The sequence below is a fragment of the Amycolatopsis sp. M39 genome, from assembly GCF_001651785.1.
GTDB classification, from domain to species: domain Bacteria; phylum Actinomycetota; class Actinomycetes; order Mycobacteriales; family Pseudonocardiaceae; genus Amycolatopsis; species Amycolatopsis rubida.
Genome location: NZ_LWSF01000009.1, coordinates 46,929 through 68,010, shown reverse-complemented (window position 1 = coordinate 68,010; position 21,082 = coordinate 46,929). Strand labels below are relative to the sequence as shown.

The following is a 21,082-nucleotide window of genomic DNA, read 5'->3' as shown; positions in this document are numbered from 1 at the left end:
GTGCCCCACACCAGCAACCAGGCCAATGTCGCCCCCAGGCGACGAGCCAAAACAAACGGACCCGCCCGGCAAGAAAGCCGGACGGGCCCGTTTCAAACGCAAGCAGATCAGCTGACGGTGGCCGAACCACCAGCAGCCTCGATCTTCTCCTTGGCAGAGCCGGAGAACGCGTGCGCGGTCAGCTCAAGCTTGACCCCGTTCAGGTCCCCGTTGCCGAGAACCTTGACGAGCTTGCCCTTGCGAACGAGACCGTTCGCGGCCAGCTCTTCCGGACCGACCTTGCCGCCGTCGGCGAACACCCGGGCGATGTCGCCCACGTTCACCGGCTGGTACTCGGTGCGGAACCGGTTCTTGAACCCACGCAGCTTCGGCAGCCGCATGTGGATGGGCATCTGCCCACCCTCGAACCCGGCGGGCACGTTCTTCCGGGCCTTGGTGCCCTTCGTACCGCGACCCGCGGTCTTGCCCTTCGAACCCTCACCACGGCCGACGCGGATCTTGTCGCGCTTGGCGCCAGGAGCCGGACGAAGGTGGTGGATCTTGATGGCGGTCATGCCTGGACCTCCTCGACCTCCACCAGGTGGCGGACGGTGTGGATCAGGCCGCGCACCTGGGGGGTGTCCTCACGCACGACGCTCTGGCGGATCTTGCGCAGCCCGAGGGTGCGCAGCGACTCGCGGTGAGCGTGCTTCGTGCCGATCTTGCTCTTGACCTGAGTGACCTTGAGCTGAGCCATGTCAGACCCCCTGGCCGGCACGCTGGCGCAGCATCCGGGCCGGGGCGACGTCCTCGAGCGGCAGACCGCGGCGAGCGGCCACCTCCTCCGGACGCTGCAGCCCCTTCAGGGCCGCCACGGTCGCGTGCACGATGTTGATGGCGTTGTCGGAGCCGAGCGACTTCGACAGCACGTCGTGGACGCCCGCGCACTCCAGCACCGCGCGCACCGGGCCGCCGGCGATGACGCCGGTACCAGCGGAGGCGGGACGGAGCAGCACGACTCCGGCGGCTTCCTCACCCTGGATCGGGTGCGGAATGGTGCCGGCGACGCGCGGAACGCGGAAGAAGTTCTTCTTCGCTTCCTCGACGCCCTTGGCGATGGCCGCGGGAACTTCCTTGGCCTTGCCGTAGCCGACGCCGACCTGGCCGTCGCCGTCGCCGACGACCACCAGAGCGGTGAAGCTGAAGCGACGACCGCCCTTGACGACCTTGGCGACGCGGTTGATCGTCACGACCTTCTCAAGGTGCGGGGTCTTGTCCTGGCCGGCCCCGCCACGGCCGCCGTCGCGCCGGTCCCGGCCGCCACCGCGGCGGTCGTTGCGGTCGTTGCCGCCCTGACCGCCCGGTCCGCCCTGGCCGCCGCCGAATTGCCGTGTACGTCCCGGCATCAGGCTTTCCTTCCATTCACGAGCATGTGCATCAGAACTTCAACCCCGCCTCACGGGCGGCGTCGGCAAGCGCGGCGATGCGGCCGTGGTAGGCGTTGCCGCCACGGTCGAACACCACGGCTTCGATGCCGGCGTCCTTGGCGCGCGAAGCCACCAGTTCGCCGACCTTCGCGGCCTTGGCCTTCTTGTCGCCCTCGAACGACCGGAGGTCGGTTTCGAGGGTGGACGCCGACGCCAGCGTGTGACCGGCGAGGTCGTCGATCACCTGCACGGTGATGTGCCGCGAGGACCGCTTGACGACCATGCGCGGACGCACCGGCGTCCCGCTGATCTTCTTGCGGAGGCGGAAGTGCCGACGGGCCTTGGCGACGCGGCGGCGGGTCGAGATGTCCTTGCCGATGCCGCGCTTGCGCGCCGAGGACGCAGTGGTAGTCGTGTCGCTCATCACTTACCCGTCTTTCCGACCTTGCGGCGGATCTTCTCACCCTCGTACCGCAGGCCCTTGCCCTTGTACGGGTCCGGGCGGCGCAGCTTGCGGATGACCGCGGCGGTCTGGCCGACCTTCTGCTTGTCGATGCCGGACACCGAGAACCGGGTCGGCGACTCCACCTTGAAGGTGATGCCTTCCGGAGCCTCGATCTTGACCGGGTGGCTGTAGCCGAGGGCGAACTCGAGGTCCGAGCCCTTGGCCTGCACACGGTAACCGACGCCGTGGATCTCGAGCTTCTTCTCGTAGCCCTCGGTCACGCCCACCACGAGGTTGTTCACCAGCGTGCGGGTGAGGCCGTGCAGGGCGCGGCTCGTGCGCTCGTCGTCCGGGCGCTTCACCAGGAGGACGCCGTCCTCGTCGCGCTCGACGACGATCGGCTCGGCGACAGTGTGCTCCAGGGTGCCCTTCGGCCCCTTGACCTTGACGTGCTGGCCGTCGATGGTCACCTCGACCCCGGAGGGGACGGCGACCGGCAGCTTTCCGATGCGTGACATGTCTGTGCCCCCTTCCTTACCAGACGTAGGCGAGGACTTCGCCGCCCACGTTGTTGCGCTTGGCCTGCCGGTCGGTCTGCAGGCCGCCGGACGTCGAGATGATCGCGACGCCGAGGCCACCCAGAACGGACGGCAGTTCGGTCGATTTTGCGTAGACCCGCAGACCCGGCTTGGAGACGCGGCGAAGGCCGGCGATGCTCCGCTCGCGGTTGGGGCCGTACTTCAGCTCGACGACCAGGTTCTTGTGCTTCTCGCCCGGCTCGTCGCGGTAGCTCGCGATGTAGCCCTCGCGCTTGAGGATCTCGGCGATGTTCGCCTTGATCTTCGAGTGCGGAAGCACGACCTCGTCGTGGTACGCCGAGTTCGCGTTGCGCAGACGGGTCAAGAAGTCTGCGATCGGGTCGGTCATCGTCATGGTGACCTGTCAACCTTTCTCGCCTGGTTCCCCGCCTCGCCCGGCCGGAGCGGTCTCCGGCCGGGTCGGCGGGGCCTGTGGCGAACTGGGAATAGAGTTTCGAGCCTTACCAGCTGGACTTGTGAACACCGGGCAGTTCGCCAGCGTGCGCCATCTCCCGGAGGCAGATCCGGCACAGGCCGAACTTGCGGTACACCGAGTGCGGACGACCGCACCGGTTGCACCGGGTGTAGGCGCGCACCGCGAACTTCGGCTTCTTCGAAGCCTTGCTGATCAGCGCTTTCTTGGCCATCTCAGTTCTCCTTGAACGGGAAACCGAGCTTGCGCAGCAGCGCCCGGCCCTCGTCGTCGGTGGTGGCGGTGGTGACGACGGTGACGTCCATGCCACGGGGGCGGTCGATGTCGTCCGGGTTGATCTCGTGGAACATCGACTGCTCGTTGAGACCGAACGTGTAGTTGCCGTTGCCGTCGAACTGCTTGGGCGAAAGCCCGCGGAAGTCGCGGATACGGGGCAGCGCGATGGTCAGCAGCCGGTCGAGGAACTCCCACATCCGGTCGCCGCGCAGCGTGACGCGCGCACCGATCGGCTGGCCCTCGCGCAGCTTGAACTGCGCGATGGACTTGCGGGCCTTGCGGATCTCCGGCTTCTGCCCGGTGATCAGGGCGAGGTCGCGGACCGCGCCGTCGATCAGCTTGCTGTCCCGGGCGGCGTCCCCGACACCCATGTTCACGACGATCTTCACGACGCCGGGAATCTGGTGCACGTTGGCGATGGAGAACTCCTTCTGGAGCTCGCCCTTGATCTCTTCGCGGTACCGGGTCTTCAGACGCGGCACGATCTTCTCTGCGGTGGTCATGTCAGATGTCCTTGCCGTTCCGGCGCGAGACCCGGACCTTCTTGCCGTCCTCGCCGATGCGGTAGCCCACCCGGGTCGGCTTGCCGTCCGAGTCCACGACCATCACGTTCGAGACGTGGATGGGCGCTTCCTGGGTCACGATGCCGCCGGACTGCGCGCCGCGCTGGGTCTGGGTGATCCGGGTGTGCTTCTTGATCCGGTTGACACCCTCGACCAGAACGCGCTCGCGGTCCGGGTAGGCCTGGATGACCTTGCCCTTGGCGCCCTTGTCCTTGCCGGCGATAACGACGACCGTGTCGCCCTTCTTCACCTTCATCAGTCCCGTACCTCCCGGCTCGGAAGTGCGACGACCGTGTCGCGCCGTGTTGCTTGCACCTTCATCACAGCACCTCCGGCGCGAGCGAAATGATCTTCATGAACTTTCGGTCGCGCAGCTCGCGGCCCACCGGGCCGAAGATGCGGGTGCCCCGGGGCTCGTTGTCGTTCTTGATGAGCACGGCGGCGTTCTCGTCGAACCGGATGTAGGAACCGTCCGGACGACGGCGCTCCTTCACCGTGCGGACGATGACCGCCTTGACGACATCGCCCTTCTTCACCCCGGCGGCCGGGATGGCGTCCTTCACGGTGGCGACGATGATGTCGCCGATGCCGGCGTAGCGCCGCCCGGATCCGCCGAGCACGCGGATGCAAAGGATTTCCTTCGCGCCCGTGTTGTCGGCAACCCGAAGCCGCGACTCCTGCTGGATCACGTCAACTCCTGTATGTCGCGCTGGTTCTCGCCTTCCGGCGAGCCTTGCGGAACCAAGGACTCCGAGGAGCCCTGCTTACTTGGCCTTCTCCACGACCTGCACCAGACGCCAGCGCTTGGTCGCCGACAGCGGCCGGGTCTCCATCAGCGTGACCCGGTCGCCCACGCCCGCCTCGTTGTTCTCGTCGTGCACCTTGACCTTGGTGGTGCTGCGGAGAACCTTCGAGTAGCGCGGGTGCTTCTTGCGGTCCTCAAGCTCGACCACGATCGTCTTGTCCATCTTGTCCGAGACGACGTAACCCTCGCGGACCTTGCGGTAGTTCCGGACGGTCTTCTCGGTGGCAGCCTCGCTCATGCGGCACCTTCACTTTCGGCGTCGGGAGCCACGGAAAGCCCGAGCTCGCGCTCGCGCATGACCGTGTAGATCCGCGCGATGTCCGTGCGGACGGTGCGCAGCCGACGGTTGTTGTCCAGCTGCCCGGTCGCCATCTGGAAGCGGAGGTTGAACAGCTCCTCCTTGTATTCCTTCAGACGCAGCACGAGCTCTTCGGCGGTGAGCTCACGCAGCTCGGATGCCTGTGCGGCTCCGTTAGCCATCAGAACTCACCTTCCCGGGTCACGATGCGGCACTTCATGGGCAGCTTGTGGATCGCGCGGCGGAGCGCCTCGCGGGCGGTCTCCTCGTTCGGGAAGCTGATCTCGAACATCACGCGGCCCGGCTTCACGTTGGCGATCCACCACTCGGGCGAACCCTTGCCGGAACCCATGCGGGTTTCCGCCGGCTTCTTGGTCAGCGGGCGGTCCGGGTAGATCGTCGTCCACACCTTGCCGCCACGCTTGATGTGACGGGTCATGGCGATACGAGCGGACTCGATCTGCCGGTTCGTCACGTAGCTGTGCTCAAGCGCCTGGATGCCGTACTCGCCGAAGTTGACCTTGGTACCGCCCTTGGCGGCGCCGTGGCGCTTCGGGGAGTGCTGCTTGCGGTGCTTGACCCTGCGCGGGATGAGCACGTCTCAGCCCTCCGTCTTTTCTGCGGTCTCGGCGGCCGGGGCCGCTTCGGTCGCGTTGTCGCTCTTCGCGGCGGCAGCGGCGCGACCGGCTTCGGTCGACGTCGCGGTCGTGCCCGACGCGCCGGAACGGCGCGGGCGGGACGGCCGGTCGCCGCGGTCACGGCGCGGCGCGCGGTCCGCGGCCGACGCGGCGGCGTCACGCTCGGCGCGCGCCTTCAGGCCGCCGACCAGCTCGCCCTTGTAGATCCACACCTTCACGCCGATGCGGCCGAACGTCGTCTTGGCCTCGAAGAAGCCGTAGTCGATGTCAGCGCGCAGCGTGTGCAGCGGGACCCGGCCGTCGCGGTAGTGCTCGGAACGGGACATCTCGGCACCGCCGAGACGACCGCCGCACTGCACGCGGATGCCCTTGACCTGCGGCGAGCGCATGGAGGTCTGGATCGCCTTGCGCATCGCGCGGCGGAACGCCACGCGGTTGCTCAGCTGCTCCGCGACACCCTGGGCGACCAGCTGCGCGTCGGCCTCGGGGTTCTTCACCTCGAGGATGTTCAGCTGGACCTGCTTCTTGGTCAGCTTCTCCAGCGCGCCGCGGATCCGGTCGGCCTCCGCGCCGCGACGGCCGATGACGATGCCCGGCCGGGCGGTGTGGATGTCGACGCGGACACGGTCACGGGTGCGCTCGATCTCGACCTTGGAGATGCCGGCGCGTTCCATGCCGGTGGAGAGCAGCTTGCGGATCTTGACGTCCTCGGCCACGTACTCCGCGTACTGCTTGTCGGCGTACCAGCGCGTCTTCCAGTCGGTGGTGATACCCAGGCGGAAGCCGTGCGGGTTGATCTTCTGGCCCACTACCGGCCACCTGCCTTCTTGTTGCTCTTCTTCTCCGCAGGCCGCGACTCGACCACCACGGTGATGTGGCTGGTGCGCTTGCGGATCCGGTACGCACGGCCCTGGGCACGCGGACGGATGCGCTTGAGGGTCGGGCCCTCGTCGGCGGTCGCGGACTTGATCCAGAGCGTCTCCGGGTCCAGCTGGAGGTTGTTCTCGGCGTTGGCCGCCGCGCTGGCGATGACCTTCGCGAGCTGCTCGCTCGCAGCCTGCGGCGCGAACCGGAGCACGGCCAAGGCCTCGCTGACGCTACGACCCTTGACGAGCTCGATCACCCGGCGCACCTTCATCGGCGCGTCCCGGACGAAACGAGCCCGCGCGACGGCCGTAGGCAGCTCTTCGGCTGCGGCCGTGGCGTTTGACTGGGCGTTCATCTGCTTCCCTTAACTTTCTCTGGCCCGCTCAGCGGCGGCGCGACTTGCGGTCGTCCTTGATGTGGCCCTTGAAGGTCCGCGTCGGGGCGAACTCGCCCAGCTTGTGACCCACCATCGCCTCGGTGACGAACACCGGGACGTGCTTGCGGCCGTCGTGCACCGCGATCGTGTGACCCAGGAAGTCCGGGATGATCGTGGAGCGCCGCGACCAGGTCTTGATCACGGTCTTCTTGCCCGATTCGTTGAGAGCGTCCACCTTCTTGAGCAGGTGGTCGTCCACGAACGGGCCCTTCTTAAGGCTGCGTGGCATGTGCTTCTACCTCCCTGCTCAGCGCTTCTTGCCGGTACGCCGGCGGCGGACGATCAGTTTGTCGGACGGCTTGCTCTTGCGGGTGCGGCCTTCGGGCTTGCCGTTCGGGTTCACCGGGTGACGGCCACCGGAGGTCTTGCCCTCGCCACCGCCGTGCGGGTGGTCGACCGGGTTCATCACGACACCACGGACAGTCGGGCGCTTGCCGCGCCAGCGGTTACGACCCGCCTTGCCCCAGTTGATGTTCGAGTGCTCCGAGTTGCCGACCTCGCCGACGGTCGCGCGGTTGCGCACGTCCACGTTGCGGATCTCGCCCGAGGGGAGACGCAGCTGGGCGTAGGGACCGTCCTTGGCGACGAGCTGCACGCGGGCGCCGGCGGACCGGGCCATCTTCGCGCCGCCGCCGGGGCGGAGCTCGATCGCGTGGATCACGGTGCCGACCGGGATGTTGCGCAGCGGCAGGTTGTTGCCCGGCTTGATGTCGGCGCGGGGGCCGTTCTCAACCGTGTCGCCCTGCTTCAGCTTCTCCGGCGCGATGATGTAGCGCTTCTCGCCGTCGGCGTAGTGCAGCAGCGCGATGCGCGCGGTGCGGTTGGGGTCGTACTCGATGTGCGCGACCTTGGCCGGCACGCCGTCCTTGTCGTGCCGACGGAAGTCGATCACGCGGTAGGCGCGCTTGTGGCCACCGCCCTTGTGCCGGGTGGTGATCTTGCCCGAGGCGTTGCGGCCGCCGGTCTTGCTCAGCGGACGCAGCAGCGACTTCTCCGGCGTGGACCGGGTGATCTCGGCGAAGTCCGAGACGCTCGAACCNCTCGAACCGCGACGACCCGGGGTCGTCGGCTTGTACTTGCGGATGCCCATTGTCAGCTCAGTCCTTTACGCGGTGGGTCCGCCGAAGATCTCGATCGCCTTGCTCTCAGGCGAAAGAGTCACGATGGCGCGCTTGGTGTCCTTGCGCTTGCCGAAGCCGGTACGAGTCCGCTTCCGCTTGCCCTGGCGGTTGGCCGTGTTGACGCTGACGACCTTCACGCCGAACACCTTCTCGACCGCGATCTTGATCTGGGTCTTGTTGGCGTCCGGACGGACGATGAACGTGTACTTGTGGTCCTCGAGCAGTCCGTAGGACTTCTCGGAGATCACCGGCGCGAGCAGGATGTCGCGGGGGTCCGGAATGGCGACCGAGCTCACTTCTCGTCACTCCCTTCCGAAACCTCGCTCGAACGCGCGAGGGCCTTGACGGCCTTCCCGCGGACGGGGCCTGCGACGAACGCGTCGTAAGCGGCCTTGGTGAACACGACGTCGTCGTTGACCAGGACGTCGTAGGTGTTGAGCTGGTCAGCCCAGATCAGGTGCACGTACGGCAGGTTCCGCGCGGACACCCAGGCGAGCTCTTCGTCGCGGTGCAGAACCACGAGAACGCGCTTGGCCTGAGTCACCGCGGCGATCGCCGTCTTGACGGTCTTGGTCGAGGGCTTCTCGCCGACAACCAGTTCCGTCACGAGGTGCAGCTGGCCGGCGCGCGCCCGGTCGGAGAGGGCGCCGCGCAGAGCGGCGGCCTTCATCTTCTTCGGGGTGCGCTGGGTGTAGTCGCGCGGCGTGGGGCCGTGCACGACGCCACCGCCGGCGAACTGCGGCGCGCGGGTCGAACCCTGGCGGGCGCGACCGGTGCCCTTCTGCCGGTACGGCTTCTTGCCGCCACCGGAGACCTCACCGCGGGTCTTCGTGTCGTGCGTGCCCTGGCGCGCGGCGGCCAGCTGGCCCACCACGACCTGGTGCATCAGCGCGACGTTGGCCTGCACGTCGAAGATCTCCCCGGGGAGCTCGACGGTGCCGTCGGCTTTACCGGCCGGAGTCTTCAGCTCGACGTTCGTCATCGTCAGTTTCCACCCTTCGCGGCACTGCGCACGAACAGCAGGCCGCCCTTGGGACCGGGCACCGCGCCCTTGATCAGCAGCAGGCCGTCCTCGGCACGCACCGCGTGCACGGTCAGGCCCTGCGTGGTGACCCGGTCGCTACCCATCCGGCCCGCCATCCGCAGACCCTTGAACACGCGGCCGGGCGTGGCGCAGCCGCCGATGGAACCCGGCTTGCGGTGCACAGCCTGCGCACCGTGGCTCGCGCCCTGGCCCTTGAAGCCGTGGCGCTTCATGACACCCGCGTAGCCCTTGCCCTTGCTGGTACCGGTCACGTCGACCGAAGTCCCGGCCTCGAACACCTCGGCGGTGATCTCCTGGCCGACCTCGTAGGTGTCCGCGTCGGTGGTGCGCAGCTCGGCGAGGTGCCGGCGCGGCGTCACGCCAGCCTTGTCGAAGTGACCGGTGCGCGGCTTGTTCACCTTGCGCGGGTCGACCGCGCCGAACGCCAGCTGCACGGCCACGTAGCCGTCCTTGTCGGTGGTCCGGACCTGGGTCACCACGTTCGGACCGGCCTTGACGACAGTGACCGGGACGACCCGGTTCTGCTCGTCGAAGACCTGGGTCATGCCGAGCTTGGTGCCCAGGATGCCCTTCATTTGCCTGTCAGACATGAGTTCTTATCTCCGCCGCTCGCCCAACGCTTACTGGATGTTGACGTCGACGCTCGCCGGGAGGTCGATGCGCATGAGCGCGTCCACCGTCTTCGGCGTCGGGTCGAGGATGTCGATCAGACGCTTGTGCGTGCGCATCTCGAAGTGCTCGCGCGAGTCCTTGTACTTGTGCGGCGAGCGGATGACGCAGTAAACGTTCTTCTCGGTAGGCAGCGGCACCGGCCCGACAACACGGGCACCGGTGCGCGTGACCGTTTCCACGATCTTGCGCGCCGAGGTGTCGATCGCCTCGTGGTCGTAGGCCTTGAGCCGGATGCGGATCTTCTGTCCCGCCATGGTGGCTGCGTTCCTTGTCGTCTCGTGCCGCTTTGTCTCGTCAACCTGGGCCGGAGCCCGGGTTTCAGCAGTTCAACGGCCCTGTCCCCGGTCCACGCGGTCGGGCGTGTCGCGCCCGCCGCACAGACGGATCCCTAAGGATCGTCGTCTTGCCTGGTCTTCCTCTACGTGAGGAGGCCGCGGGCCGACAGTCCTGTAACCAGCACCGCGTCGTCCCTACCGGCCTTGCCCGCTAGCCTCACCCGAAGGACGAGCTCCACGGACCGTGGCCACTCATACCAGGGCGGCCGGAACCCAGTCGATGGAAAATCGATCAGGATTCGGCCGCCCCAGGACGAGCAACCTGAATAGTGTCGCACACGTGAGTTGACGCCCTGAACTCGGGGGTGTAGTGACCCGAATTCAGGGCGCCGACGTCACTTGTTGATCTTGGTAACCTGGCCCGCGCCGACGGTCCGGCCACCCTCGCGGATGGCGAAGCGCAGACCCTCGTCCATGGCGACCGGCTGGATCAGCACGACGCTGATGTCCGTGTTGTCGCCCGGCATGACCATCTCGGTGCCCTCGGGAAGGGTCACGACGCCGGTCACGTCCGTGGTGCGGAAGTAGAACTGCGGGCGGTAGTTGTTGAAGAACGGGGTGTGCCGACCGCCCTCGTCCTTGGACAGGATGTAGACCCGGCCCTCGAACTCGGTGTGCGGGGTGGTGGTGCCCGGCTTCACGACGACCTGGCCGCGCTCGACGTCCTCGCGCTTGATGCCGCGCAGCAGGAGGCCGACGTTGTCGCCCGCCTGGCCCGAGTCGAGCAGCTTGCGGAACATCTCGACACCGGTGACGGTGGTCTTGGTCGACTTCTCGCGGATACCCACGATCTCGACCTCTTCGTTGACGTTGACCTGGCCGCGCTCCACGCGACCGGTCACGACGGTGCCGCGGCCGGTGATCGTGAAGACGTCCTCGATCGGCATCAGGAAGGGCTTCTCGAGCTCGCGCACCGGGTCCGGCACGTTGTCGTCGACGGCGTGCATCAGCTCAAGCACGGCGTCGGCCCACTTCTGGTCGCCCTCAAGGGCCTTGAGGCCGGAGACGCGCACGACCGGCGCGTCGTCGCCCGGGAACTCCTGCGAGGACAGCAGCTCGCGGACCTCCAGCTCGACGAGCTCGAGGATTTCCTCGTCGTCGACCATGTCGGCCTTGTTCAGCGCCACGACGATGTAGGGCACGCCGACCTGGCGGGCCAGCAGCACGTGCTCGCGGGTCTGCGGCATCGGGCCGTCGGTGGCCNCGGTGGCCGCCACCACCAGGATCGCGCCGTCCATCTGCGCGGCACCGGTGATCATGTTCTTGATGTAGTCAGCGTGACCGGGGGCGTCCACGTGCGCGTAGTGACGCTTCTCGGTCTGGTACTCGACGTGCGAGATGTTGATCGTGATACCGCGCTGCTTCTCTTCCGGCGCGTTGTCGATCTGGTCGAACGCACGGGCTTCGTTCAGCTCCGGGTACGCGTCGTGCAGAACCTTGGTGATCGCCGCGGTCAGCGTGGTCTTGCCGTGGTCGACGTGACCGATGGTGCCGATGTTGACGTGCGGCTTGCTCCGCTCGAACTTCGCCTTCGCCACTGGAATGTCCTCCTGGACTGGATTTGCTTTGTGCTCGCGGGGCAGCGTGGCTGCCGCCCTGCGAATGTTCCTTCGTCGTTGCTGCGGACGTTCAGGAGAGTCCCTTAATGCCCGCGAGCGGAGGGGATTACTCCCCCGTCGCCTTCGCGATGATTTCCTTCGCGACGTTCGCGGGAACCTCGGCGTAGGAGTCGAACACCATGGAGTAGTTCGCCCGGCCCTGGGTACGGGACCGCAGGTCGCCGACGTAGCCGAACATCTCCGACAGCGGGACCAGTGCCTTCACGACACGGGTACCGGCGCGCTCCTCCATGGCCTGGATCTGGCCACGGCGGGAGTTGAGGTCGCCGATCACGTCACCCATGTAGTCCTCGGGAGTCGTGACCTCGACGGCCATCATCGGCTCGAGGATGACCGGGCCCGCCTTCCGGGCGGCTTCCTTCATCGCCATGGAACCGGCGATCTTGAACGCCATTTCGGAAGAGTCGACCTCGTGGTACGCGCCATCCAACAAGGTGAACTTCAACCCGACGAGCGGGTAGCCGGCCAGCACGCCGTACTGCATGGCGTCCTGTGCGCCCGCGTCGACCGACGGGATGTACTCCCGCGGCACGCGGCCACCGGTGACCTTGTTGTCGAACTCGTAGAGAGCACCGTCGGTGCGCTCGAGCGGCTCCAGCTTCACGATGACCTTCGCGAACTGGCCGGAACCACCGGTCTGCTTCTTGTGGACGTAGTCGAGCTTGTCCACGGTCTTCTTGATGGTCTCGCGGTAGGCGACCTGCGGCTTGCCGATGTTCGCCTCGACCTTGTAGTCGGACTTCATCCGGTTGACGAGCACCTCGAGGTGGAGCTCGCCCATGCCGGCGATGATCGTCTGACCGGTCTCCTCGTCGAGCTGGACCTGGAAAGTCGGGTCCTCCTCGGCGAGCTTCTGGATCGCCAGGGACAGCTTCTCCTGGTCGGCCTTGGTCTTCGGCTCGATGGCCACCCGGATAACCGGGTCCGGGAAGGTCATCGACTCAAGGACGACCGGGTTCTGCGCGTCGGCGAGGGTGTCACCGGTGGTGGTGTCCTTCAGGCCGATGACCGCGTAGATGTGGCCGGCCAGGGCCTCGTCGACCGGGTTCTCCTTGTTGGAGTGCATCTGGAAGATCTTCCCGATGCGCTCCTTGCGCTCCTTGGTCGCGTTGACGACCTGGGCACCGGAGGCGACCTTGCCCGAGTAGACCCGGATGTAGGTCAGCTTCCCGAAGAACGGGTGCGCGGCGATCTTGAACGCGAGCGCGGAGAACGGCTCCTCGGTCGTCGCGTGCCGGGTGACCGGGGTCTCGCCGTCCGGCAGCGTGCCCTCGACCGGCGGCACGTCCAGCGGGGACGGCAGGTAGTCGATGACCGCGTCCAGCATCGGCTGCACGCCCTTGTTCTTGAACGCGGAGCCGGCCAGGACCGGGAACGCCTCGCGGGTGACGACCAGGTGGCGGATGCCGCCCTTGATCTCGTCCTGGGTCAGCTCCTCGCCCTCAAGGAACTTCTCCATCAGCGCGTCGTCGGTCTCGGCGACGGCCTCGATCAGCTTCTCGCGGTACTCGGCCGCGCGGTCGGCCAGCTCGGCCGGGATGTCCTCGACGGCGTAGTCCTCGCCCTTCTGGACCTCGCCCTTCCAGACCAGTGCCTTCATCCGGACCAGGTCGATGACGCCCTCGAAGTCGTTCTCCGCGCCGATCGGCAGCTGGATGGCCAGCGGCCGGACGCCGAGACGGTCCGAGATGGTCTTCAGGGTGTAGTAGAAGTCCGCACCCAGCTTGTCCATCTTGTTGACGAAGCAGATGCGCGGGACGTCGTACTTGTCCGCCTGCCGCCAGACCTGCTCGGACTGCGGCTCGACGCCTTCCTTGCCGTCGAAGACGGCGACCGCGCCGTCGAGCACCCGCAGGTTGCGCTCCACCTCGACGGTGAAGTCGACGTGCCCGGGGGTGTCGATCAGGTTGATCTGATAGTCGTTCCAGAAGGTGGTGGTCGCAGCCGAGGTGATGGTGATACCCCGCTTCTGCTCCTCCTCCATCCAGTCCATCGTGGCGGCGCCGTCGTGGACTTCGCCGAGCTTGTAGTTGATCCCGGTGTAGAACAGGATCCGCTCAGTGGTGGTGGTCTTACCGGCGTCGATGTGCGCCATGATGCCGATGTTGCGGACCTTGTTGAGGTCGGTCAGCACTTCACGTGCCACGAGAATGTTCCCCTGTCTCGAACGTGGGGCCCGGCATGGCTCGACCCGAAGGACCGGGCGGCGGCACCGGACTACTTACCAGCGGTAGTGCGCGAAGGCCTTGTTGGACTCGGCCATCTTGTGCGTGTCTTCGCGACGCTTGACGCTGGCGCCAAGGCCGTTGCTCGCGTCCAGCAGCTCGTTCTGCAGCCGCTCGATCATCGTCTTCTCGCGGCGGGCCTGCGAGAAGGAGACCAGCCAGCGCAGCGCCAGCGTGGTGGAGCGGCCGGGCTTGACCTCGATCGGCACCTGGTAGGTGGCACCACCGACGCGGCGGCTCTTCACCTCGATGGTGGGCTTCACGTTGTCGAGCGCGCGCTTCAGCGTGACGACCGGGTCGGTGCCCGTCTTCTCGCGAGCGCCTTCGAGAGCGCCGTAGACAATGCGCTCGGCCAGGGACCGCTTGCCGTCCTTCAGCACCTTGTTCACCAGCTGGGTGACCAGCGGGGAGGCATAGACGGGGTCGGAGATCAGCGGCCGCTTCGGCGCCGGACCCTTGCGAGGCATTAGCTCTTCTCCTTCTTCGCGCCGTACCGGCTGCGCGCCTGCTTACGGTTCTTCACACCCTGGGTGTCGAGCGAACCGCGGATGATCTTGTAGCGAACACCCGGCAGGTCCTTAACCCGGCCACCGCGCACGAGCACCATGGAGTGCTCCTGGAGGTTGTGGCCTTCGCCCGGGATGTACGCGGTGACCTCGATACCGCTGGTCAGCTTCACACGAGCAACCTTGCGCAGGGCCGAGTTCGGCTTCTTCGGGGTCGTGGTGTACACGCGAGTGCACACGCCACGACGCTGCGGGCTCCCCTTGAGGGCCGCGGTCTTCTGCTTGGCAGCCTTGTCCTGGCGGCCCTTGCGGACCAGCTGCTGGATCGTGGGCAATGGACCAGCTTCCTGTCGTGATCTTGCTTCTTCGTGTCTTCACCGGTCCCCGCGGTCGGGCGTGTCGGCCCGCGTCACGGTCTCGCGACCGGTAACTTCCCGGAGGGATTTTCCGTCGGAACCCCACGTGGCGAGGCCGGTGAACCGGGTGCAAAAGCACCCCGCTCATGCCCAACGGCACGCGGAGCGGCCCGACGCCTGCCGGGCACGGTCTCCAAAGATACCCGTCCACTCGCGGAGCGGTCCGGGCGGGGGTCGCTACGGTCGCCGACCGGTCATCGTAACCCCAGATCGGGGCACTGGGACGGTGCCGCGCGGGACTTCCCGTCATGCAGAACACGGGGCTCCGGGACGCTATTCCCGGAGGGGTTCCCGCGGTCAGAGCACACTCGGTTCGCCTGCCGGGACGCGGCGACCACCAGATGGACCCGCTTCTCCGCCCCCGCGGACCTGCGTTCGCACCGGCGGGGCTCGCGGCCGCGTGAAAAGCGCGAGAGAAACTCTTCGGCGGCAAGGAGAAGAGCTGCCGGCTGTTCCACAATGGACCTCGTCCCCGGGGTGACAATCACCTCACCGGGGCGGAACCGCGAAACCCGGTCCGGCGGTGTGCACCCGCCGGGCCGGGCCGGGGTTCAGTCCTCGTCCGGCTTCGCGTGGTCGGGCTTGCCCGGGTTGGGGTCGCGCGACAGATCGATCAGCGGGTGCACTCCAGCCCCCTCCGGCGCGGCATGGCTGCCGCCGGTCTTCTTGTCCCCCGGCTGGGCGACGTTCTCGCTGCCGTCCATGTCGCCTCCTCGTTCGGTTCCCCTGCCGGTCTGCACGGTACCTGCCGGGGAAATCGGTGGACGGACTCCCCAAGATGAGGGACGTGGACTGGAAGATCAGCGAATTCCCGGCCGAACACCCCGCCGCGGCGGGGATCCTGCGCGAGTACATGGACGAGCTGGCGTCGCGGTACTACGGCCGTCCGGCCACCGGCACCGAGGTGGACGAGGCGCTGGCCGACGAGCCGAGCGACGGCCTCGTCGCGCCGGACGGCGCGTTCGTTCTGGCCTGCCGGGACGGGAAACCGGCCGGTTGCGCCGGGGTCCGGATGGTCGAGCCGGGGCTGAGCGCGCTGACCAAGGTGTACGTGCGCCCGGAGCATCGCGGGCACGGCGGCGGCAAGCTGATCGTCGCGGCGGCCGAAGCGGTGGCGAAGCGGCTGGGCTCGGTCCGGATGCGGCTCGATACGCGGGATGACCTGGTCGAAGCCCGCGCCCTATATGCGTCGATGGGCTACGCGGAGGTCGAGGCGTTCAACGACGACCAGTACGCCGAGCACTGGTTCTCGAAAGACCTCAGCTGAGCCGTCCCGCGCAGCTGGCGACCTCGCCGTCGGCGGCTTTCACGGACCGTGCCAGCACGCCGTTCACCGAGATCCGGCATTCGACCGGGCCGCCTGACTGGCCCATCAGCTGCACGGTCGGCGCGACGGCGGTCTTCGGCCAGGTCAGGGTCTTGCGCCAGGGCAGGGGCACGGACAGTTCCTGGTGCACCAGGCCGAGGCCGTTGTCGTCGTAAACCACGGTGGCGGTGCCGGAGCCGGCGAGTTCGTAGGTGATCTGCCAGCTGGACGGAGCGGGCGCGACCGGCGCGGTGGACGTCGTCGGGGCCAGGGTGCGGGTGACTGTGCGATCCGGGGCGCGCTGCGGCACGGCGGCCGTCGGCGCGGAGACCGCGACCGGGGTGGGCGCGGGGTCGTCGCCGAGGATCACTACTGCCGCGGCAACGGCGGCCACTGCGATCCCGGCGATCGCGAGCCGGCCGATCAGCTGTCTGTCCATGTTCCTTCTTTCCGAGGGCCGCCGGTGGTTCCCGGGGACGAGGGGAACCACCGGCGGAGCCGGGTCAGCCGGGCAGGATCCGGCCGGGGACGCCGTTGAGCGACTGGATCAGGCCCAGCACGGGCACGCCCAGCGGCGCGAACGTCCAGATGTTGTTCAGATTCGACGTGTCCGGTTCGTCGACGACGGTGACACCGGGCTGGTCCTGCGTGGCGGCCAGCGCGGGAGCGGCGGCACCGAGTACCGCGGCTCCGGCGAGCGCGGCAGCGGCGACGGCGCGGACGACTGTCTTCTTCATGACTTTCTCCTTCAGTGCTCAGGAAACGGCGGTGACGAGGTTGAACACCGGCGCGAGGAGCTGGGCCGGGGCCTGGGTGGTCGGGCCGAGGAGGCTGCCCGCGTCGAGGCCGGGGACGACCCAGATCGACGGGCTGCCGCCGGTCGGTGCGCCGGGGAGTCCGGGCAGGCCCGGGAGGGACGGCAAGCCACCGGTCGGCAGGGAAGGCAGGCCAGCGGGCTGAGCGGCGGCGGATTCGTCCTGGGTGGCGGCGCCGGCCGCTCCCCCGGCGAATCCGGCGAACGCCCCGGCCGCGGCGAGCGGCAGCAGGATCCGGGCGGCAGTGCGTTTCATCAGGGTTTCCTTTCTTCGGGGTTCTTCGGGGAACTGGGGTCAGCGGAGCGCGCCGCTGATCGGGACGATGGTTCCGTCGGGGATCCACTGCCCGGCGTAGTCGCGCACGGCCTGCATGCCGGGCGCGTGCGGTTCGTTCGGGTACATCGGCATCGCGTTGACCTGCGCGGCCGCGAACAGCTGCACCTCGCCGTTCACCGCTGTCCACTGTGGACCGAGCCAGGTCCGGAAACCGCCCAGCGACGGGCTTTCGCCGCCGAACCTGTTGCCGACCGCCACCGCGTAGCTGACCGCGAGCTGGTCACGCGGGTCGAAGCGCAGCGGCATGGCCGCACTGGCCACGGCGTTGACGATGGGTCCGTTGAGCAGCCACGGCGCGAGGTACAGGCCGAACTGATGGGTCGGCTTGAGCCGCTGCGACTCGGCGGCGCGGCTCATCGCGAGGTACCCGTCGCTCCAGCCGGAGACGACTACCAGCGCGGTGTCCGCCGCCGCGTCCGGACGCACCGGCAACCCGGCGCGAGCGGCGGTTTCGCGGACCAGCTGAGCGGCTTGCACCCCGCGCGGCGACTTGTCCTCGACCAGCGTGATCGCCGACGGTTTCCGCGAGGCGAGGAATTCGACCAGCTTCACCAGCGAACCGCGGTCCTCCGGAGACAACGCGTCCGCCGGGCAGCTGGCGAGCACGTCGCGTTTCTCCGCCATCAGACCGCCGAGTGCGGCTTCCGCGCATTCCGGTGCGTCGGCGTCCGGCACCGCTGGGCCAGCCTCGGTGCCCGCGTCGACATCGACCGTGGTAGTCGCGTCGCCCTTGTGCACCACGAGAGTGCTGCGTCCGGGCGGAAGTTCGACCTCGGCCCAGCTGCCTTCCGCACCGGCGCGCGCCGCCGCGGCGGTCACGGTCGCACCCTCGACTCCAGCGGACAGATCCGTGCCCGCGCTCGCCGGGAAGTGCACGAGGTTGCGTCCCGGCCGCTGCGGGCTGACCAGCACCGGCACGGTCGCACCGCCGACGGTCGCGTCCGCCAGCAGCGGTACTCCGGGCACGGGCAGCGGCGCCGGTTGCGGCACCGCGGCGAGCGCACTCCACGCGACGAAACCGAGTGCGACCCCGGCGACGCCGTAGCGGTAGCCACGGATAGAAGCGTTGCGGGATAACAAGATCGCCGACACCACGGTGACCGCCGCGGGCAGCAGGACCACCACGATCAGCGAGATGCCGAAGAGCGTTTCGTACAGCCGTCGGTCGAAGGCAACTCCGGAGACACCGAGCTGCACGACGCCCGCGAGCGTCAACAGTCCGGCGAGGCTGACCGACAGCGGACCGACGCGCAACGGCGTCGACCGCCACTCCTCCACCGGCACCCACGCCGACAACAGCGTCACGCCGAACCACAGTGCAGCCGCGGCGACGTACACAGTGTCGATGGCGAAGGAGATACCCGTGCCGTCGACGGAGGTCTCCAAAACCACGAGCACGACCAGCGCGAGCGAAGCCCAACGGCCTGCCGAGGGCCACCGAAGCAGCACCGGCACCGCCAGCGCGAGCACGATGTGCACGATCAGCGCGACGAGGTTGACCTCGACCGTCGCCGCCGACACCGCGGCCAGCACCGCCGAGCCCACCCCCAGCGCGCCGGTGGTGAGCCACAGCTTGCGCGGCAACGGACCGACGAGCGGACGCAGCATCCCGGTGCCGGCGAGGAATGCCGTCGCCAGCAGCAGTATCAGCCGCAGCACCAGCGCGGCACTGTCCACACCGGACGATCCAGTGGCGACCGGAGTGACGTGGTGATCCATAGCTACCTTCCGGACTTGTCCCGGGCTGGTCCGGGAAGGGCCCCTTGCGGGAATCTGATTCCCGCAAGGAGTCCTTCACCGCACGCGTCCAGCGGGAGTTACTTCACGTTCTGGTCGGCGACCACGAACAGCTCGGAGTGCGGCTTGGCGTTGCCGAAGTCTCCGTGCGGCCACGATTTCCGGTTGAAGTTGATGCCGACCTGGCCGGTGAACTCGTCGCGGAAGTTCTGATCGACCGCGACCTTCCCGTCCGGTGCCAGATTCAGCAGGTTGACCTTGTGGTCACCGTCCAAACCGGACCGGGCGACGAAGTAGTTCGACACCGCGATGTGCTGCGGCTGCTGCGTTTCGTGGTAGAAACCGTCCTGGCCGAGCACGAAGTTGTCGTACGCGCCCCAGTGCGGTCCGGCTCCGGGCACGCCCGGGTTGATCGGCGCGGAGCCGACGACGGTCGGCAGGTCTCCCCCGCCGCCCTGCTGCGCCTTCTCCAAGGTGTCGACGCGGCCCTTGATGTCCTCGACCTTGTCACCGGCCGCGACCAGCTTCTGGATGTCGAGCACGTACACGCCGCCGGTGGTGCCGGGGTCGTCCGGGCCGAGCGCGCCCTTCTGCCTGCCCTGCACCGCGTGGTACAGGAACCGGTCGTCCGGGCTGGTCTGCAGCCAGCCGCCGTTGGAGCTGGCGCCGTTGGAGTCGTTCTGCGAGTAGATTGGCTTGCCCGCGGTGCCGTCGTCGAACACCTCGATCCAGTGCGGGTCCTTCGCCGTGATGTCCGGCGTGTAGAAGATCGCGCCGCCCTGCATCGTCTCGGCGAACGCACCCTTGTGGCCGGGCAGGTTCGTCACCGTGGTCTCCATGACCGCGCGGCTTTCCGAGTGCAGCGGGTCGGCCGGGTTCGCCCGCGGGCCGTCTTGCAGGTAGGACACCGCCTTCAGCTTCGGGTGATTGCGGTCGGAAATGTCCCAGGTGCGGATCGTCGGACGGCGCAGATACGGCGACGGCTGCTTCACCGGGTCGAGAATGATGTTGCGCGGTTCGGCGTAGTCGCTGGTGACGAGGGTGTTGAGGTCCTCGCGCGCCTGGACGCCGTGCGGGTTCGCGCAGGACGGTTTGCCCAGCTGCGGCAGGTTGTCGCACAGCTTCGCGTTGTCGCCCTGCGGGGTCGCCGCCGGATTCTGCGACAGCACCTGCGCGTTCTGGTCAAAGTGCACGACCTCGCCCGGACTGCCGGCGAAGCCGTTGCCGATCTGCGTAGAACCGTCCTGGTACGCGTACGGACCGGGCACGACCGGCCCGCCCATGTACGTGCCGTACGCGGTGCCGTCCTTCAGCACCCAGTACGCGTCGGGGACGGAACCGCCGAGCGTCTGTGTCGGCAGGCTGATGCCCTTGAGTTTCAGCTGCGGCAACGCACTGACGTCGAACGCGTACGTCGCCGCGGCGAACAACGCACCGGCGTAAATCGTGTCGCCCTTGTGCCACACGTACTGCATATGGTGTGGCTCGTTCTCGACGAGCGGCCCGACGGTCGCGGTGTTCACCACCTTGCCGTACGTCGGCGAGCCCTGCGTCGCGTCGATCACCGCGAGGAAATCGGGGCCGGGCAAGGCATTCTTGACTTTGCCGAGTCCGCCGCCGAGCGAGCCAGGCAGGTTTTTGACGTCCTTCACCGCGGTGTCGGCGATGTTCTCGTCGCCGGCCCAGACCAGCAGCCACTTCTTCGGCGTGCCGTCCGCGGACCGCGCTTGCGCGGCAAGGTCTTTGCCCACCAGGTGGTTCTGCACCCAGTACTGCTTGCCGTCGGACGCGGTTTTGGCGTCGGTGACCACTTGGACGTCGGCGTAGGCGCTGGCGCTGGACCCGGTGTAGGTCACCGCGCCGATCGCGAGCGCGACCGCGCCGGCGACGGTCAACGCTTTCCGCCATCGGGGCGGGGCGCCCGAGGAGGAGTTGAATCGCATTGTGTCTCCTTGTCGGTTTGGAGTTGTCCGGGCAGCACGAAGGTGCCCTTCCCCCGTTTCCGGGCAGCACGGAAAAACCCGCGAAACCAGGGAGTCAGTTCTTCCGGCGGAGCAGAAAAGCCAGTGCCGGACAAGCGGAATCAGCTCAGCGGCGGCAACACAGCGCACTGGCCTGCTGGCGCAGATCGACATGTCGCCGGCACACCAGGGCGACCGGAAAGAGCATGCGGGAAATAGTCGGGAAAAGCCCACTTACTGTCA

Annotated in this window: 32 protein-coding genes; 1 reads left to right on the top strand and 31 read right to left on the bottom strand. The window is 67.8% G+C overall.

Annotated elements, in window-relative coordinates; translation table 11 throughout:
- Nucleotides 1-107 precede the first annotated feature (107 nt).
- The 26 genes from rplO to A4R44_RS47400 form a co-directional block, all read right to left on the bottom strand.
- A complete protein-coding gene (gene rplO, locus A4R44_RS21830) occupies nucleotides 108-554 on the bottom strand; it encodes a 50S ribosomal protein L15 (protein WP_009072329.1) in 447 nt (148 codons plus the stop codon).
- Complete coding sequence (gene rpmD / locus A4R44_RS21825; protein ID WP_004558875.1) at nucleotides 551-736, bottom strand: 50S ribosomal protein L30; 186 nt, start codon at nucleotides 734-736, stop codon at nucleotides 551-553. Before rpmD ends, rplO begins: the two co-directional genes overlap by 4 nt.
- A 1-nt stretch (nucleotide 737) precedes the next feature.
- Entirely contained in the window at nucleotides 738-1,385 is a 648-nt protein-coding gene (gene rpsE, locus A4R44_RS21820; protein ID WP_067583695.1) for a 30S ribosomal protein S5, read from the bottom strand.
- 31 nt (nucleotides 1,386-1,416) lie between these two features.
- On the bottom strand, nucleotides 1,417-1,830 hold the full coding sequence (gene rplR / locus A4R44_RS21815) for a 50S ribosomal protein L18 (RefSeq protein ID WP_067583692.1): 414 nt from the start codon (nucleotides 1,828-1,830) through the stop codon (nucleotides 1,417-1,419).
- Nucleotides 1,830-2,369 (bottom strand): 50S ribosomal protein L6, encoded by a 540-nt coding sequence (gene rplF, locus A4R44_RS21810; RefSeq protein WP_067583690.1) that lies wholly within the window; start codon nucleotides 2,367-2,369, stop codon nucleotides 1,830-1,832. Before rplF ends, rplR begins: the two co-directional genes overlap by 1 nt.
- Before the next feature lie 16 nt (nucleotides 2,370-2,385).
- Nucleotides 2,386-2,784 carry a 30S ribosomal protein S8 gene (gene rpsH / locus A4R44_RS21805; protein ID WP_020662789.1) on the bottom strand — a complete coding sequence of 133 codons (399 nt, stop codon included), beginning with the start codon at nucleotides 2,782-2,784 and terminating at the stop codon, nucleotides 2,386-2,388.
- A 106-nt stretch (nucleotides 2,785-2,890) separates the two neighbouring features.
- Complete coding sequence (locus A4R44_RS21800; protein ID WP_009072321.1) at nucleotides 2,891-3,076, bottom strand: type Z 30S ribosomal protein S14; 186 nt, start codon at nucleotides 3,074-3,076, stop codon at nucleotides 2,891-2,893.
- 1 nt (nucleotide 3,077) lies between these two features.
- A complete protein-coding gene (gene rplE / locus A4R44_RS21795; protein ID WP_067583688.1) occupies nucleotides 3,078-3,641 on the bottom strand; it encodes a 50S ribosomal protein L5 in 564 nt (187 codons plus the stop codon).
- Nucleotide 3,642: 1 nt separating this feature from the next.
- Nucleotides 3,643-3,957 (bottom strand): 50S ribosomal protein L24, encoded by a 315-nt coding sequence (rplX, locus tag A4R44_RS21790; RefSeq protein WP_009072317.1) that lies wholly within the window; start codon nucleotides 3,955-3,957, stop codon nucleotides 3,643-3,645.
- Nucleotides 3,958-4,021: 64 nt separating this feature from the next.
- A complete protein-coding gene (gene rplN, locus A4R44_RS21785; RefSeq protein ID WP_004558867.1) occupies nucleotides 4,022-4,390 on the bottom strand; it encodes a 50S ribosomal protein L14 in 369 nt (122 codons plus the stop codon).
- A 75-nt stretch (nucleotides 4,391-4,465) separates the two neighbouring features.
- A complete protein-coding gene (gene rpsQ, locus A4R44_RS21780; protein WP_067583685.1) occupies nucleotides 4,466-4,744 on the bottom strand; it encodes a 30S ribosomal protein S17 in 279 nt (92 codons plus the stop codon).
- Entirely contained in the window at nucleotides 4,741-4,986 is a 246-nt protein-coding gene (rpmC, locus tag A4R44_RS21775; protein WP_009072314.1) for a 50S ribosomal protein L29, read from the bottom strand. Before rpmC ends, rpsQ begins: the two co-directional genes overlap by 4 nt.
- Nucleotides 4,986-5,402 carry a 50S ribosomal protein L16 gene (rplP, locus tag A4R44_RS21770; protein ID WP_009072313.1) on the bottom strand — a complete coding sequence of 139 codons (417 nt, stop codon included), beginning with the start codon at nucleotides 5,400-5,402 and terminating at the stop codon, nucleotides 4,986-4,988. The genes rpmC and rplP overlap by 1 nt, the downstream gene beginning before the upstream one ends.
- A gap of 3 nt (nucleotides 5,403-5,405) precedes the next feature.
- A complete protein-coding gene (rpsC, locus tag A4R44_RS21765; protein ID WP_067583682.1) occupies nucleotides 5,406-6,251 on the bottom strand; it encodes a 30S ribosomal protein S3 in 846 nt (281 codons plus the stop codon).
- Nucleotides 6,251-6,664 (bottom strand): 50S ribosomal protein L22, encoded by a 414-nt coding sequence (rplV, locus tag A4R44_RS21760; protein WP_067583679.1) that lies wholly within the window; start codon nucleotides 6,662-6,664, stop codon nucleotides 6,251-6,253. Before rplV ends, rpsC begins: the two co-directional genes overlap by 1 nt.
- A gap of 28 nt (nucleotides 6,665-6,692) precedes the next feature.
- Entirely contained in the window at nucleotides 6,693-6,974 is a 282-nt protein-coding gene (rpsS, locus tag A4R44_RS21755; RefSeq protein ID WP_003102083.1) for a 30S ribosomal protein S19, read from the bottom strand.
- A gap of 18 nt (nucleotides 6,975-6,992) precedes the next feature.
- Entirely contained in the window at nucleotides 6,993-7,835 is an 843-nt protein-coding gene (gene rplB, locus A4R44_RS21750; protein WP_067583677.1) for a 50S ribosomal protein L2, read from the bottom strand.
- A gap of 15 nt (nucleotides 7,836-7,850) precedes the next feature.
- Entirely contained in the window at nucleotides 7,851-8,162 is a 312-nt protein-coding gene (rplW, locus tag A4R44_RS21745; RefSeq protein WP_009072304.1) for a 50S ribosomal protein L23, read from the bottom strand.
- Nucleotides 8,159-8,848 carry a 50S ribosomal protein L4 gene (gene rplD, locus A4R44_RS21740; RefSeq protein WP_067583674.1) on the bottom strand — a complete coding sequence of 230 codons (690 nt, stop codon included), beginning with the start codon at nucleotides 8,846-8,848 and terminating at the stop codon, nucleotides 8,159-8,161. The genes rplW and rplD overlap by 4 nt, the downstream gene beginning before the upstream one ends.
- A gap of 2 nt (nucleotides 8,849-8,850) precedes the next feature.
- Nucleotides 8,851-9,501 (bottom strand): 50S ribosomal protein L3, encoded by a 651-nt coding sequence (rplC, locus tag A4R44_RS21735; protein ID WP_067583671.1) that lies wholly within the window; start codon nucleotides 9,499-9,501, stop codon nucleotides 8,851-8,853.
- A gap of 30 nt (nucleotides 9,502-9,531) precedes the next feature.
- Entirely contained in the window at nucleotides 9,532-9,837 is a 306-nt protein-coding gene (gene rpsJ, locus A4R44_RS21730) for a 30S ribosomal protein S10 (protein ID WP_003102098.1), read from the bottom strand.
- Nucleotides 9,838-10,253: 416 nt separating this feature from the next.
- On the bottom strand, nucleotides 10,254-11,456 hold the full coding sequence (gene tuf, locus A4R44_RS21725) for an elongation factor Tu (protein WP_067583668.1): 1,203 nt from the start codon (nucleotides 11,454-11,456) through the stop codon (nucleotides 10,254-10,256).
- 127 nt (nucleotides 11,457-11,583) lie between these two features.
- Nucleotides 11,584-13,683, bottom strand: coding sequence for an elongation factor G (fusA, locus tag A4R44_RS21720; protein ID WP_067583665.1), 2,100 nt, complete (start codon nucleotides 13,681-13,683; stop codon nucleotides 11,584-11,586).
- Between the two features lie 75 nt (nucleotides 13,684-13,758).
- A complete protein-coding gene (gene rpsG / locus A4R44_RS21715; protein ID WP_007031033.1) occupies nucleotides 13,759-14,229 on the bottom strand; it encodes a 30S ribosomal protein S7 in 471 nt (156 codons plus the stop codon).
- Nucleotides 14,229-14,603, bottom strand: a complete 375-nt coding sequence (gene rpsL / locus A4R44_RS21710; RefSeq protein WP_003102113.1) for a 30S ribosomal protein S12 — start codon at nucleotides 14,601-14,603, stop codon at nucleotides 14,229-14,231. The genes rpsG and rpsL overlap by 1 nt, the downstream gene beginning before the upstream one ends.
- Nucleotides 14,604-15,235: 632 nt before the next feature.
- A complete protein-coding gene (locus A4R44_RS47400; RefSeq protein ID WP_107648869.1) occupies nucleotides 15,236-15,388 on the bottom strand; it encodes a hypothetical protein in 153 nt (50 codons plus the stop codon).
- Between the two features lie 74 nt (nucleotides 15,389-15,462).
- On the opposite strand from A4R44_RS47400, the gene A4R44_RS21705 reads away from it, so the two are divergent.
- Nucleotides 15,463-15,951, top strand: a complete 489-nt coding sequence (locus A4R44_RS21705; RefSeq protein WP_067584062.1) for a GNAT family N-acetyltransferase — start codon at nucleotides 15,463-15,465, stop codon at nucleotides 15,949-15,951.
- Here A4R44_RS21705 and A4R44_RS21700 read toward each other — a convergent pair.
- The 5 genes from A4R44_RS21700 to A4R44_RS21680 all read right to left on the bottom strand — a co-directional run bounded on the left by A4R44_RS21700 (nucleotide 15,944) and on the right by A4R44_RS21680 (nucleotide 20,821).
- On the bottom strand, nucleotides 15,944-16,429 hold the full coding sequence (locus A4R44_RS21700) for an MmpS family transport accessory protein (protein ID WP_067583662.1): 486 nt from the start codon (nucleotides 16,427-16,429) through the stop codon (nucleotides 15,944-15,946). The two genes, A4R44_RS21705 and A4R44_RS21700, sit on opposite strands and share 8 nt — an antisense overlap.
- Before the next feature lie 64 nt (nucleotides 16,430-16,493).
- The gene (locus A4R44_RS21695; protein ID WP_067583659.1) at nucleotides 16,494-16,727 is read right to left on the bottom strand and encodes a hypothetical protein; all 234 of its coding nucleotides are present in this window, start codon (nucleotides 16,725-16,727) and stop codon (nucleotides 16,494-16,496) included.
- An 18-nt stretch (nucleotides 16,728-16,745) separates the two neighbouring features.
- The gene (locus A4R44_RS21690) at nucleotides 16,746-17,060 is read right to left on the bottom strand and encodes a hypothetical protein (protein WP_067583657.1); all 315 of its coding nucleotides are present in this window, start codon (nucleotides 17,058-17,060) and stop codon (nucleotides 16,746-16,748) included.
- Nucleotides 17,061-17,099: 39 nt separating this feature from the next.
- Entirely contained in the window at nucleotides 17,100-18,860 is a 1,761-nt protein-coding gene (locus A4R44_RS21685; RefSeq protein ID WP_067583654.1) for a hypothetical protein, read from the bottom strand.
- A gap of 98 nt (nucleotides 18,861-18,958) precedes the next feature.
- Nucleotides 18,959-20,821 carry a selenium-binding family protein gene (locus tag A4R44_RS21680; RefSeq protein WP_232791708.1) on the bottom strand — a complete coding sequence of 621 codons (1,863 nt, stop codon included), beginning with the start codon at nucleotides 20,819-20,821 and terminating at the stop codon, nucleotides 18,959-18,961.
- Nucleotides 20,822-21,082: the final 261 nt, after the last annotated feature.